Here is a 12,768-nt window from a genome sequence, read left to right on the forward strand (position 1 = left end):
GAGTTTCTTCTCTTAAGCAGCCTTGGCTGGCGACTGAGCGGCCGCGATCTTGGCCTCGAACTCATGCCGGAAATGTTTGATCATGGCGCGCACCGGCATGGCCGCTGCATCACCCAGGGCGCAGATGGTGCGGCCCATGATGTTCTCGGCCACGTTGTCGAGCAGCGCCATGTCGGCCGGTTTGCCCAGGCCGCGGTCGATGCGGTCAACCATGCGCCAGAGCCAGCCCGTGCCTTCGCGGCAGGGCGTGCACTGGCCGCAGGATTCGTGCATGTAGAAATAGGACAGGCGCTTGAGCGACTCGACCATGTCGCGCGAGTCGTCCATCACGATGACGGCGCCCGAGCCCAGCATGGAGCCGGCCTTGGCGATGGAGTCGTAGTCCATCGTGCACTCCATCATGATGTGCGCGGGCAGCACCGGCGCCGATGAACCACCGGGGATCACGGCCTTGAGCTTGCGGCCCTTGCGCACGCCACCGGCGAGCTCAAGCAGCTTGCTGAACGGCGTGCCCAGCGGCACTTCGTAGTTGCCCGGCAGCTCCACGTCACCCGACACCGAATAGATCTTGGTGCCGCCGTTGTTCGGCTTGCCGCAGGCCAGGTAGGCCGCGCCGCCGTTGCGGATGATCCAGGGCACCGCGGCGAAGGTCTCGGTGTTGTTGATGGTGGTCGGTTTGCCGTACAGGCCGAAGCTGGCCGGGAACGGCGGCTTGAAGCGCGGCTGGCCCTTCTTGCCTTCGAGCGATTCGAGCAGCGCGGTTTCTTCGCCGCAGATGTAGGCGCCGAAGCCGTGCGCCGCATGCAGTTGGAAGTTGAAGCCGCTGCCCATGATGCCGTCGCCCAGGAAGCCGGCGGCACGCGCCTCTTCCAGCGCCGCTTCGAAGCGTTCGTAGGCCTCGAAGATTTCACCGTGGATGTAGTTGTAGCCCACGCTGATGCCCATCGCATACGCGGCGATGGCCATGCCTTCGATCACGATGTGCGGGTTGTAGAGCAGGATGTCGCGGTCCTTGCAGGTGCCCGGCTCGCCTTCGTCCGAGTTGCAGACCAGGTACTTCTGGCCCGGAAACTGGCGCGGCATGAAGCTCCACTTCAGGCCGGTCGGGAAACCGGCGCCACCACGGCCGCGCAGCACGGACTCTTTCAGGGTGGCGATGACCTGGTCCTGCGTCATGCCGACCACCGGCGGATCACCTGCCGGTGGTGAACCGTCCTGGCCCAGCACCTTGCGCAGGGCCTGGTAACCACCACGCGCCACGTAGTCTTGCAGCGACCAGTTGTTGCCGTTCAGGCCGGCGTAGATCTGTGGCTCGATGTGGCGGTCGTGGAAGCAGGTCTGCACGCCGGTGGCGCGGAACTGCAAGAGGATCTGCTCGGCGTTCATGGCTGCTGTCCTTCGGAAGCGCGCAGGCCTTCGATGAGCTGGTCGAGCTTGTCGTTGCTCATGAAGCTGCACATGTGGCGGTCGTTGACCAGCATCACAGGCGAATCGGCACAAGCACCCAGGCATTCGCTCTGCTGCAGCGTGAACAGGCCATCGGCCGTGGTCTCGCCCATGGTGATGCCCAGTTTCTGCTCCAGGTGGTGCAAGGCCTTGTTGCCATCGCGCAGCTGGCAAGGCAGGTTGGTGCAGACGTTGAGCTTGAACTTGCCCAGCGGCTGCTGGTTGTACATGTTGTAGAAGGTGGTGACCTCGTGCACCGCGATCGGCTCCATGCGCAGGTACGTGGCCAGCGCCGCCTCTGCGGCCGTGCTCACGTGGCCCTGCTCCTGCTGGATGATGGCCAGGCAGGCCATCACGGCAGACTGGCGCTGCTCGTCGGGGTACTTGGCGACCTCGCGGTCAAAACGCCCGATGGTGGCGTCGGAAAAGCTCACGGGCGTCGTGGCGGCGGTGGTGCTCATCGATCGATCTCTCCGAAAACGATGTCCATGGTGCCGATGATGGCCACGGCATCGGCCAGCATGTGGCCGCGCGCCATTTCGTCCATGGTGGCAAGGTGCGCAAAACCGGGCGCACGGATCTTCAGGCGGTAGGGCTTGTTGGCGCCGTCGCTCACCAGGTAGATGCCGAACTCACCCTTGGGGTGCTCGACCGCTGCGTAAGCCTCGCCTTCGGGCACGTGCATGCCTTCGGTGAACAGCTTGAAGTGGTGGATCAGCTCTTCCATGTTGGCCTTCATGGCTTCACGGGCAGGCGCTGCCACCTTGTGGTTGTCGGTGATCACCGGGCCCGGGTTGGCGCGCAACCACTTCGAGCACTGCTCGATGATGCGGTTGGACTGCGCCATTTCTTCCATGCGGACGAGGTAACGGTCATAGCAGTCGCCGGTCTTGCCGACCGGGATGTCGAAGTCCATCTGGCCGTAGACGTCGTAGGGCTGCTTCTTGCGCAGATCCCAGGCGATGCCGGAGCCACGCAGCATGGGGCCGGTCATGCCCAGATTGAGCGCGCGCTCGGGCGTGACCACGCCGATGCCGACGGTGCGCTGTTTCCAGATGCGGTTGTCGGTCAGCAGCGTGTGGTACTCGGCCAGGTAGGTCGGGAAGCGCTTCGTGAAATCGTCGATGAAGTCGAGCAACGAACCCTGGCGGTTGGTGTTCATGTCCGCCAGCGCGCGCGCATTGCGCAGCTTGTTGGCCTTGTATTGCGGCATGGTTTCCGGCAGGTCGCGGTAGACACCGCCCGGACGGAAGTAGGCCGCGTGCATGCGCGCGCCCGACACCGCCTCGTACATGTCGAACAGATCTTCGCGCTCACGGAAAGCGTAGATCAGGATGGTCGAGCTGCCGCAGTCGTTGCCGTGCGAACCCAGCCACATCAGGTGGTTGAGCAGGCGCGTGATCTCGCTGAACATCACACGGATGTACTGCGCGCGGATCGGCACCTCGATGCCGAGCAGCTTTTCAATTGCCAGGCAGTAGGCGTGCTCGTTGCACATCATCGACACGTAGTCCAGCCGGTCCATGTACGGCAGCGACTGGATGTAGGTCTTGTGCTCGGCCAGCTTTTCGGTGGCGCGATGCAGCAGGCCGATGTGCGGGTCGGCACGCTGCACGACTTCGCCGTCGAGCTCGAGCACGAGGCGCAGCACGCCGTGCGCAGCCGGGTGCTGCGGACCGAAGTTCAGGGTGTAATTCTTGATCTCTGCCATGACGATTCACACGACGGGCCTAGGCCTCAGTGCAGGCCCCCGTAGTTGTCTTCGCGGATGATGCGCGGCGTGATTTCACGCGGCTCGATGGTCACCGGCTCGTAGATCACGCGCTGGCGCTCGGCGTCGTAACGCATCTCGACATGGCCCGACAGCGGGAAGTCCTTGCGGAACGGGTGGCCGATGAAACCGTAGTCGGTCAGGATGCGACGCAGGTCGTCGTGCCCTTCGAACACGATGCCGTACAGGTCAAACGCTTCGCGCTCGAACCAGTTGGCACCAGCCCACAGCGGCGTGACCGAGGCCAGCACCGGGAAGTCGTCTTCGTCGCAGAACACGCGCACGCGCAAGCGGTGGTTGTGGCTGACCGACAGCAGGTGCACGACAGCGGCAAAACGCTGACCTTCCCAGCGGCCATCGCCGTAGGTCTGGTAGTCCATGCCGCAGAGGTCGATGAGCTGCTCGAAGCGCGATGCCGGCGCATCGCGCAGGGTCTGCATCACCGCGAAATAGTCGGCCGCCGCAACGGTCAGCGTGACCTCTTCGCGCACCACCTCAATGGACCGCGCCTGGGCGCCCAGCAAGGTGGCAAGGGTGCTCTTGAGCGCCTCGGGCTCGACGGCGTGGGCGGTCGTGACGGTGTCGGTCATGAACAAGCTCTTTCAGGGCCAGTGGCGTGCGCGGGTGCCGGACACGGCGCGCTCAGGCACGGGCGATGGTGTGGGTACGACGGATCTTCTGCTGCAGCTGGATGATTCCGTACAGCAGGGCTTCGGCGGTGGGCGGGCAGCCCGGCACGTACACGTCCACCGGCACGATGCGGTCGCAGCCACGCACCACCGAATAGCTGTAGTGGTAATAGCCACCGCCATTGGCACACGAGCCCATGGACAACACCCAGCGCGGCTCGGCCATCTGGTCGTAGACCTTGCGCAGTGCCGGCGCCATCTTGTTGCACAGGGTGCCGGCCACGATCATCAGATCGGACTGGCGCGGGCTGGCACGGAACACCTCGGAGCCGAAGCGTCCGATGTCGTAACGCGCGGCGGCCGCATGCATCATTTCCACCGCGCAGCAGGCCAGACCGAAAGTCATGGGCCAGAGCGAGCCGGTCTTGGCCCAGTTCACCACCGAGTCGTAGCTGGTGGTGACAAAGCCTTCCTTGAATACGCCTTCAATCATGAGCCGCTCCAGTGCGTGCGCGGGTGTGTGCCATGGTCATTCCCAATCCAGTGCGCCCTTCTTCCACTCGTAGGCAAAACCCACGGTGAGGATGGTGAGGAAGATCACGCCGGCAACGAAGCCGGTGGTACCGATGTCGCCAAAGGCCACAGCCCAGGGGATGAGAAAAGCGATTTCGAGATCGAACAGGATGAAGAGGATGGCCACCAGGTAGTAGCGCACATCGAACTTCATGCGGGCATCTTCAAACGCCTCGAAGCCGCACTCGTAAGGGGAGTTCTTTTCGGCGTCCGGCAGGTTGGGGCCGAGGATGTAGCCGAGCACCTGCGGGATGATCCCGACAGCGATACCCACCAAGATAAACAGGAGAACAGGAAGGTATTGTTCGAGACTCATCTGGGGATTCCGCTGACACGGCGTGGGGCCGTGCTTTTCCTATGATTGGTGCCGACGGCGAGACTCGAACTCGCACAGCTTTCGCCACTACCCCCTCAAGATAGCGTGTCTACCAATTTCACCACGTCGGCTGGGTCTGCATTGATGGGCTCGCGAGGAATGGTGCGAGCCCTGCTGACAACTCATAGAGTTTACCCTGAAACACCCGCTGTTTCCGGGTGTGGCCCCGCTTTTTCACTCTGCGCGGGGCGGGTCTTCAGGCGCTGGAGGATCCACCTCGGGTGCAACCCCCGGGGTGGTTCGCGCCAGGCATTTTATTTGGCCGGGATCTGGCCTGCACCAGCACCAGCACCACCGGCAGCGGGCACATCGCTGGCGGCCGGTGCCGCAGCAGGTGCGCTGGTCGCGGGAGCCGGGCTGGCGCCAGGAATCTGGTGTGCGGCTTCGGCCGGCTGGGTCGGCACCGGTGCGGTACCTTCGAGCACGCTGCCCGCGCTCGGGGCCACGGTGCGCAGGTTGCCGAAATAGGCCAAGCCCAGGGTGCAACTCAGGAACACCGCCGCCAGCACGGCGGTGGTGCGCGACAGGAAGTTCGCACCGCCCGAAGCACCGAACAGGCTGGCCGAGCCCGCGCCACCACCAAAGGCTGCGCCGGCATCGGCGCCCTTGCCGTGCTGCATGAGGATCAGGCCGATCATGCCCAGCGCAGACAGGATCTGAACCGCCAGCAGGATGGTCAACAAAGCATTCATCTTTTTCTCCGGAGTATCTGTGGTCACCGCGCCCGGCACGGGCACGAAAGTTTGTTCAAGCGGCCGAAGCCACGATCTGAAGGAAGTCGGCCGCCTTGAGCGAAGCGCCACCGATCAGGCCGCCGTCGATGTCGGGCTGGGCCAGCAGGCTGGCGGCATTGGCCGCGTTCATGCTGCCGCCGTAGAGGATGTGCACCCGCTCGGGATGTTCGGTGGCCGCGGCCAGTTGCGCGCGCAACACCGCATGCACCTGCTGCGCCTGTTCGGGCGAAGCGGTCTTGCCGGTGCCGATCGCCCAGACGGGTTCGTAGGCCACCACGATTTCGCTGGTGCAGTGCGCCACGGCGTGGATCACGGCCGCCAGCTGGCGTTTGACCACCCGCTCGGTCTCACCGGCATCGCGTTCGGCCAAGGTTTCGCCCACGCAGACGATGGGCGTCACGCCGCCGGCCAGCGCGCGCTGGGCCTTGGCGGCCACCAGGGCATCGGTCTCGCCGTGGTATTGGCGGCGCTCGGAATGGCCGACGATGGCGTAGCGGCAACCCAGCTCCTTGAGCATGGCCACCGACACTTCGCCGGTGTAGGCGCCCTGCTCGTGGCTCGACACGTCTTGCGCGCCCCATGCGATGGCGCTGCCCTGCAGCAGCGATTGCAGCTGAGCCAGGTACGGCGCGGGCGCGCACAGCGCCATGTCGGCGGCCGGCGTCTTGCCACCCAGGCCGTCGAGCATGGCCTGGAGCAGCGCTGCGTTGGCCGCCAGCGAGCCGTTCATCTTCCAGTTGCCTGCGATCAGTTTTCTCATGTTCGATTCTCTGAAGGGCGCTCAGGCCCAGCTCAACACCAGTTTGCCCACATGCTGGTTGGACTCCATCAGCGTGTGCGCCTGCGCGGCCTGGCCGGCGGGGAACACCTGGTGGATCACGGGCTGGATACGGCCACTGGCCAGCAGCGGCCAGACACGTTCGCGCAAGGATGCGGCGATCGCCGACTTGAAGGCCAGCGGCCGTGGCCGCAGCGTCGAGCCGGTGATGGTCAGGCGCTTGCGCAACACCAGGCCGGCGTTGATCTCGGCCTTGATGCCGCCCTGCACCGCGATGATCACCAGCCGGCCGTCTTCGGCCAGGCATTCGATTTCACGCGCCACGTAGGCGCCCGCCACCATGTCGAGGATGACGTCGACGCCCTGCCCGGCCGTGATCTCCTTCACCGCGGCCACGAAGTCCTGCGTCTTGTAGTTGATCGCGTGGTCGGCACCGAGCCGCAGGCAGGCGGCGCACTTCTCGTCGCTGCCGGCGGTGGCGATCACGCGCGCGCCGAGGGCCTTGGCCATCTGGATCGCGGTCACGCCGATGCCGCTGGTGCCGCCCTGGATCAGCAGGGTTTCACCGGCCTGCAGACGGCCGCGGTCAAACACGTTGCTCCAGACGGTGAAGAAGGTCTCGGGCAGCGAAGCCGCGGCGATGTCGTCCAGACCCTCGGGCACCGGCAGACACTGGCCCACCGGCGCCACGCACCAGGCGGCGTAACCACCACCGGCCACCAGGGCGCAGACGCGGTCACCCAGTTTGAAACCGGCGGCGGCCATGGCCGCCGTGTCGCCGGACTCGATGACGCCCGCCACTTCCAGACCCGGGATGTCGGACGCGCCCGGTGGCACCGGGTAGTTGCCGGTGCGCTGCAACACGTCGGGGCGGTTCACGCCCGACGCGCTGACACGGATCAGCACCTCGCCCGCACCCGCCACCGGCACCGGGCGTTCGCCCAGGCGCAGCACTTCGGGTGCGCCAAAGGCGCTGATTTCAACCGCTTGCATCACCGGCACGGCCCAGGGACTCAGGCTTGCGGCTGTTGCGCAGGCTGCTGCTCGCCGCTGTTGCGGTCGGCCAGGGCCTTCATCGACAGCTTGACGCGGCCCTTTTCGTCGGTCTCGAGCACCTTCACGCGCACCACCTGGCCTTCGGTCAGGTAGTCGGTGACCTTCTCGACACGTTCGTGCGCGATCTGGCTGATGTGCAGCAGGCCGTCCTTGCCGGGCAGCAGGTTGATCAGGGCACCGAAGTCCAGGATCTTGGTGACCGGGCCTTCGTAGACCTTGCCCACTTCCACTTCGGCAGTGATCTGCTCGATGCGGCGCTTGGCTTCGTCGGCCTTGGCCGAGTCGGTCGAAGCGATGGTGATGGTGCCGTCTTCGTCGATGTTGATCTGCGTGCCGGTTTCTTCGGTCAGCGCGCGGATGACGGCGCCGCCCTTGCCGATCACGTCGCGGATCTTCTCTGGGTTGATCTTCATCGTGAACAGCTTGGGCGCGAAGTTCGACACTTCGGTCTTGGCTTCGCCCATGGCTTCCTGCATCTTGCCCAGGATGTGCATGCGCGCTTCCTTGGCCTGGGCCAGTGCGACCTGCATGATTTCCTTGGTGATGCCCTGGATCTTGATGTCCATCTGCAGCGCCGAGATGCCGTTGGTGGTGCCGGCGACCTTGAAGTCCATGTCGCCCAGGTGATCTTCATCGCCCAGGATGTCGGTCAGCACGGCAAAACGGTTGCCGTCCTTGATCAGGCCCATGGCGATGCCGGCCACGTGGGCCTTCATCGGCACACCGGCGTCCATCAGCGCCAGGCAGCCGCCGCACACCGATGCCATCGACGAGGAGCCGTTGGACTCGGTGATTTCCGACACCACACGCATGGTGTAAGGGAAGTCTTCCTTGCTCGGCAGGGCGGCGATCAGCGCGCGCTTGGCCAGGCGGCCGTGGCCGATTTCGCGGCGCTTGGGCGTGCCGAAGCGGCCGGCTTCGCCAGTGGCGAAGGGAGGCATGTTGTAGTGCAGCATGAAGCGGTCTTCGAACTCGCCGGCCAGCGCGTCGATGCGCTGCGCGTCGCGATCGGTACCGAGCGTGGCCACCACCAGCGCCTGCGTTTCACCACGGGTGAACAGGGCCGAGCCGTGAGTGCGCGGCAGCACGCCGTTGCGGATTTCGATGGCGCGCACGGTGCGCGTGTCGCGACCGTCGATGCGCGGCTCGCCGGCCAGGATCTGGCCACGCACGATCTTGGCTTCGATTTCGAACAGCAGGGCTTCAACGGCCACGCTGTCGAACTCAACACCTTCGGCCTTCAGCGCGGCCATGACGTCGGCGTAAGCGGTGCGGCAGGCCTGGGTGCGGGCCTGCTTGTTGCGAATCTGGTAAGCGGCTTCGAGCTTGGCTTTGGCCAGGCCGTCGATCTTGGCGATCAGCGGCTCGTCCTTGGCGGGCGGCTGCCAGTCCCAGGCCGGCTTGCCGGCTTCGCGCACCAGGTCGTTGATGGCGGCGATGGCGATGTTGCCCTGCTCATGGCCGAACACCACGGCACCCAGCATGATGTCTTCGGACAGCTGGTCGGCTTCGGATTCCACCATCAGCACAGCGGATTCAGTGCCGGCGACGACGAGGTCGAGCTGGCTGTCTTTCAGCTGGGTCTGGCCCGGGTTCAGCACGTAGGCGCCGTTGACGTAACCCACGCGGGCAGCGCCGATCGGGCCGTTGAACGGGATGCCGCTGACGGCCAGGGCGGCCGAGGTGGCGATCATCGCAGCGATGTCGGCCTGCACTTCAGGGTTCAGGCTGACGACGTGCACGATGACCTGCACTTCGTTGTAGAAACCTTCGGGGAACAGCGGGCGGATCGGGCGGTCGATCAGGCGGCAGGTCAGCGTTTCGAGTTCGCTCGGGCGGCCTTCACGCTTGAAGAAGCTGCCGGGGATCTTGCCGGCGGCGTAGGACTTCTCGGTGTAGTCCACGGTCAGCGGGAAGAAGTCCTGGCCGGCCTTGGCTTCGGTCTTGGCGACCACGGTGGCGAGCACCACGGTGTCGTCGATGTTGACCAGCACGGCACCGGTGGCCTGGCGTGCGATCTCGCCGGTTTCCATCGTGACCTGGTGCGGCCCCCATTGGAAGGTCTTGGTGACTTTGTTGAACAAGCTCATGTTGTCTCTCCGTTAAGCGCCCCCGCCAGTGGCAGGGGCCGAGCATGCAGGCTGGCTGCACAAAACCCGGAGACTCAACCCAGAACACGATGCCATTCCAGACCGGCAGTGCGCGCGACGCATGGCGCACAACCTGTTTGGAATGACACAGCTTCGCTCTGTAATCGGGGCTCCGGAATCAAAAAGTGCCGTCGACAAGCAAAAAACGCCCGAGCCAGCGAACCAACTCAGGCGTTTCGTGCGTCACGGCGTGTCCAATTACTTGCGCAGGCCCAGTTTCTTGATCAGGGCGAGGTAACGCTCTGCGTCCTTGGACTTGAGGTAGTCGAGCAGCTTGCGGCGACGGCTCACCATGCGCAGCAGACCGCGGCGGCCGTGGTGGTCCTTGGCGTGGGTCTTGAAGTGAGGGGTGAGTTCGTTGATGCGGGCGGTCAGCAGTGCGACTTGCACTTCAGGGCTGCCGGTGTCGTTGGCGGCGCGGGCGTTGGCCGCGACCACTTCGGCTTTGATGGATTGAGCGATCATGTTGATTTCCTGAGGCCAGTTGCCTGGCGTGACATGCGTCCCGTCGCAGCGCGCAAGGGCGGGACCGGGTCCAGCGCCTGCCGCCGCAATGGGCGTGAATTTGCCGTCCGTGAAGACAGCAACCGCGGATTATAGACCAGGCGGCGGCTCAGGCCGCGCGTGCTTCCCCGGCGGCCAGCCAGCCCCGCAGGCGGTTCACGCCCTGCACCAGCCGGTCGGTGTCGCGGCTGGCGAAACACCAGCGCAGCCAGCCGGCGGCCTCGGGGCCGAAGGCGCTGCCCGGCGCCAGGCCGAGGCCGACCTCACGCACCAGGCGCTTGGCCACGTCCAGGCAGTCGTCCTGGCCGGCCAGGCGGAAGAAGGCGTACATGCCACCCTGCGGCTCGGCCAGCGTGACGCCCGGCAGTTCGCGCAGCAGCGGCACCAGGGTGTCGCGGCAGCGGCGCAGGTGCTCCACCAGGGCCGGGGTCACCTCGGCACCGCGCTGCAGCGCCACCGTGGCGGCGCGCTGCACGAACACCGGCGCGCAGGAGGTGTTGTATTCGATCAGCTTGCCCACCGGGTTGGTCAGCGCCGGCGGCAGCACGAGCCAGCCCAGGCGCCAGCCTGTCATGAGAAAACTCTTGGAGAAGCTGTGGGCGACGATGACGCGGTCGTCCGCATCGGCCACGTCCAGAAAACTGGGGGCCGCTCCGTTGGGCGTGTCGCCCGCGAAATACAGGCGCTCGTAGACCTCGTCGGCCAGGATCCAGGTGCCAGTGCGCCGGCAATGGGCCAGGATGGCGGCCTGTTCGGCGCGGCTCAGGGTCCAGCCGGTGGGGTTGTTCGGCGCGTTGACGACCAGCAGGCGCGTGGCCGGCGTGATGGCGGCCAGCAAGGCGTCCAGGTCCAGCACCCAGGCGCCGGCACGTGGGCCATCGGCCTGCACGCGCAAGGGCATGCAGGTGACGCGCGCGCCCATGATGCGCGGCTGCGCCACCAGGTTGGGCCAGGCCGGCGTGACCACCACCACCTCGTCACCCGCTTCCAGCAGCACCTGTGACGCCAGCATCAGGCCGTTCACGCCGCCGGAGGTGACGGCCAGCCGGTCCTGCCAGTGCGCCGTGCCGCGGCCCGGGTGCAGGCCGTCGGTGTAGGCGGCCAGGGCCTCGCGCAGCTCCGGCAGACCGAGATTGTGGGCGTAGAAGGTTTCGCCGGCGTGCAGCGAGGCCACGGCCGCGTCGCGGATGAAGGCCGGCGTGACCTCGTCGCTCTCGCCGAACCAGAACTTGAGCACGTCGGCCCGTCCCAGGCCTTCGTTCGCCACCTCGCGGATGCGCGAGGCTTCCAGTTGCTCCACCACAGGTCTCATCGGCACTCGCTTGTCGGGTTGGTCAGGGTCGCTGCATGTTACAGCTGTGGCGCTGTTCGGCCTGCTGTGCAGACAGGTTGCGGATCACCCGGAAGCCGTAGCCCGAGCCCTCGACGTCGAACTGCACGCCGGGCGCGCCCTGGCGGTCCATCACCGCCACCGCCAGCGACTGCTGAAACTGGTGGTCGGCGGCGCGCATGCGGGCGCGTTGCCCGGCCAGGGTGACGTCGGCTTTTTCCAGTTGCGCGGCGATGCTGGCGGCGTTGATGGGGCCGGCCGCACCGGCGCGCTCGATCGCCTGCGCCAGCGATTCGATCATCAGCTGCATGCGCATGTGCACGTAGTCGTCGGCGGGCTTGGGAAAACGTTCGCGGAACGAGCGGTAGAAGGCCTCGGACTCGGCCGTGGGCACGTTGGGGAACCAGTCGGCCACCGCGATCACCTTGCCGATGCCGGCGTCGCCCATGGCGGCGGGTGCACCCAGGGCGTTGCCATAGAAGGTGTAGAAGCTGCCCTCGTAGCCGGCTTCGCGCGCGGCCTTGACCAGCAGCGTGAGGTCGTTGCCCCAGTTGCCGGTGAGCACGGCCTGGGCGCCGCTGGCCTTGATCTTGGCGGCGTAGGGCAGGAACTCCTTCACGCGCCCGACCGGGTGCAGCTCTTCGCCCACGATGCTGATGTCGGGCCGCTGCTCGGCCAGCTGGCTGCGCGCCTCGCGCAACACGGCCTGGCCAAAGCTGTAGTCCTGGCCGATCAGGTACACCTTCTTGAGCTGCTTGTCTTCGCGCAGCACGTTCATCAGCGCGCCCATGCGCATGTCGGCATGCGGGTCGAAACGGAAGTGCCAGAAGCTGCACTTCTCGTTGGTGAGCACCGGGTCACCGGCCGAGTAGTTGAGAAACAGCACCTGGCGCGCGGTGTCGCGCTCGTTGTGTTTGTTGATGGCTTCCAGCAGTGCGCTGGCCGCGGCCGAGGAGTTGCCCTGGGTCACGATGGTGATGCCGCGGTCCAGCGCCGAGCGCAGGGCCGACAGCGATTCTTCGGTCTGGCCCTTGCTGTCGAAACGCTCGATCACCAGCGGCCGGTTGCCACCCGGCAGCTTCACGCCGCCGCGCGCATTGACGCGTTCCGTGGCCCAGACCAGGTTGCGGAACACCGCCTCGCCGGTGTTGGCGAAGGGGCCGGACAGGCCTTCGATCATGCCGATGCGGATCGGCGCGCCCGTGGGCGGTGTGGCGGCCATGGCCGGCAACAGTACGCCGCCCAGGGCACCGGCGAGCGTGACCACGAGCGCACGGCGGCGCACGGACGAAAGGGTTTGAAGCAGGTGGTTCATACGGGAAAGGGCTCGTGAGAGCGAAAGCGCACAGGAAGAGTGGGCAGGGACGACAGTCTGCGCAAAGGTGTCGCCCGGGTGACAGGCGCGCAGTCTACTGGACGGG

13 protein-coding genes and 1 tRNA gene are annotated in these 12,768 nt (G+C 66.0%); all 14 read right to left on the bottom strand.

Annotated elements, in window-relative coordinates; all coding sequences use genetic code 11:
* Nucleotides 1-12: 12 nt before the first annotated feature.
* Nucleotides 13-1,386, bottom strand: coding sequence for an NADH-quinone oxidoreductase subunit NuoF (gene nuoF / locus HPA01S_RS12435; RefSeq protein ID WP_066270383.1), 1,374 nt, complete (start codon nucleotides 1,384-1,386; stop codon nucleotides 13-15).
* On the bottom strand, nucleotides 1,383-1,907 hold the full coding sequence (gene nuoE, locus HPA01S_RS12440) for an NADH-quinone oxidoreductase subunit NuoE (protein WP_066270384.1): 525 nt from the start codon (nucleotides 1,905-1,907) through the stop codon (nucleotides 1,383-1,385). Before nuoE ends, nuoF begins: the two co-directional genes overlap by 4 nt.
* Nucleotides 1,904-3,157, bottom strand: a complete 1,254-nt coding sequence (locus HPA01S_RS12445; RefSeq protein ID WP_066270386.1) for an NADH-quinone oxidoreductase subunit D — start codon at nucleotides 3,155-3,157, stop codon at nucleotides 1,904-1,906. Before HPA01S_RS12445 ends, nuoE begins: the two co-directional genes overlap by 4 nt.
* 26 nt (nucleotides 3,158-3,183) lie before the next feature.
* Nucleotides 3,184-3,807 (bottom strand): NADH-quinone oxidoreductase subunit C, encoded by a 624-nt coding sequence (locus HPA01S_RS12450; protein ID WP_066270456.1) that lies wholly within the window; start codon nucleotides 3,805-3,807, stop codon nucleotides 3,184-3,186.
* A gap of 52 nt (nucleotides 3,808-3,859) precedes the next feature.
* Nucleotides 3,860-4,339 carry a NuoB/complex I 20 kDa subunit family protein gene (locus HPA01S_RS12455; protein WP_066270388.1) on the bottom strand — a complete coding sequence of 160 codons (480 nt, stop codon included), beginning with the start codon at nucleotides 4,337-4,339 and terminating at the stop codon, nucleotides 3,860-3,862.
* Between the two features lie 36 nt (nucleotides 4,340-4,375).
* Nucleotides 4,376-4,735, bottom strand: a complete 360-nt coding sequence (locus HPA01S_RS12460) for an NADH-quinone oxidoreductase subunit A (RefSeq protein WP_066270390.1) — start codon at nucleotides 4,733-4,735, stop codon at nucleotides 4,376-4,378.
* 46 nt (nucleotides 4,736-4,781) lie between these two features.
* Nucleotides 4,782-4,866 (bottom strand) — tRNA-Leu (locus HPA01S_RS12465).
* Between the two features lie 183 nt (nucleotides 4,867-5,049).
* A complete protein-coding gene (gene secG, locus HPA01S_RS12470; RefSeq protein WP_066270391.1) occupies nucleotides 5,050-5,487 on the bottom strand; it encodes a preprotein translocase subunit SecG in 438 nt (145 codons plus the stop codon).
* Nucleotides 5,488-5,542: 55 nt separating this feature from the next.
* Nucleotides 5,543-6,289: a triose-phosphate isomerase gene (gene tpiA, locus HPA01S_RS12475; protein ID WP_066270393.1), complete on the bottom strand. Its 747-nt coding sequence runs from the start codon at nucleotides 6,287-6,289 to the stop codon at nucleotides 5,543-5,545.
* A 21-nt stretch (nucleotides 6,290-6,310) separates the two neighbouring features.
* Nucleotides 6,311-7,300: an NAD(P)H-quinone oxidoreductase gene (locus HPA01S_RS12480; protein ID WP_066270395.1), complete on the bottom strand. Its 990-nt coding sequence runs from the start codon at nucleotides 7,298-7,300 to the stop codon at nucleotides 6,311-6,313.
* Nucleotides 7,301-7,320: 20 nt separating this feature from the next.
* Complete coding sequence (pnp, locus tag HPA01S_RS12485) at nucleotides 7,321-9,453, bottom strand: polyribonucleotide nucleotidyltransferase (protein WP_066270397.1); 2,133 nt, start codon at nucleotides 9,451-9,453, stop codon at nucleotides 7,321-7,323.
* A 258-nt stretch (nucleotides 9,454-9,711) separates the two neighbouring features.
* Nucleotides 9,712-9,978 carry a 30S ribosomal protein S15 gene (gene rpsO, locus HPA01S_RS12490; RefSeq protein ID WP_066270399.1) on the bottom strand — a complete coding sequence of 89 codons (267 nt, stop codon included), beginning with the start codon at nucleotides 9,976-9,978 and terminating at the stop codon, nucleotides 9,712-9,714.
* Nucleotides 9,979-10,126: 148 nt separating this feature from the next.
* A complete protein-coding gene (locus HPA01S_RS12495; RefSeq protein WP_066270401.1) occupies nucleotides 10,127-11,329 on the bottom strand; it encodes a pyridoxal phosphate-dependent aminotransferase in 1,203 nt (400 codons plus the stop codon).
* 22 nt (nucleotides 11,330-11,351) lie between these two features.
* On the bottom strand, nucleotides 11,352-12,662 hold the full coding sequence (locus tag HPA01S_RS12500; RefSeq protein ID WP_066270403.1) for a branched-chain amino acid ABC transporter substrate-binding protein: 1,311 nt from the start codon (nucleotides 12,660-12,662) through the stop codon (nucleotides 11,352-11,354).
* Between the last annotated feature and the right edge of the window lie 106 nt (nucleotides 12,663-12,768).

The sequence above is a fragment of the Hydrogenophaga palleronii NBRC 102513 genome (genome assembly GCF_001571225.1).
Classification (GTDB): Bacteria; Pseudomonadota; Gammaproteobacteria; order Burkholderiales; family Burkholderiaceae_C; genus Hydrogenophaga; species Hydrogenophaga palleronii.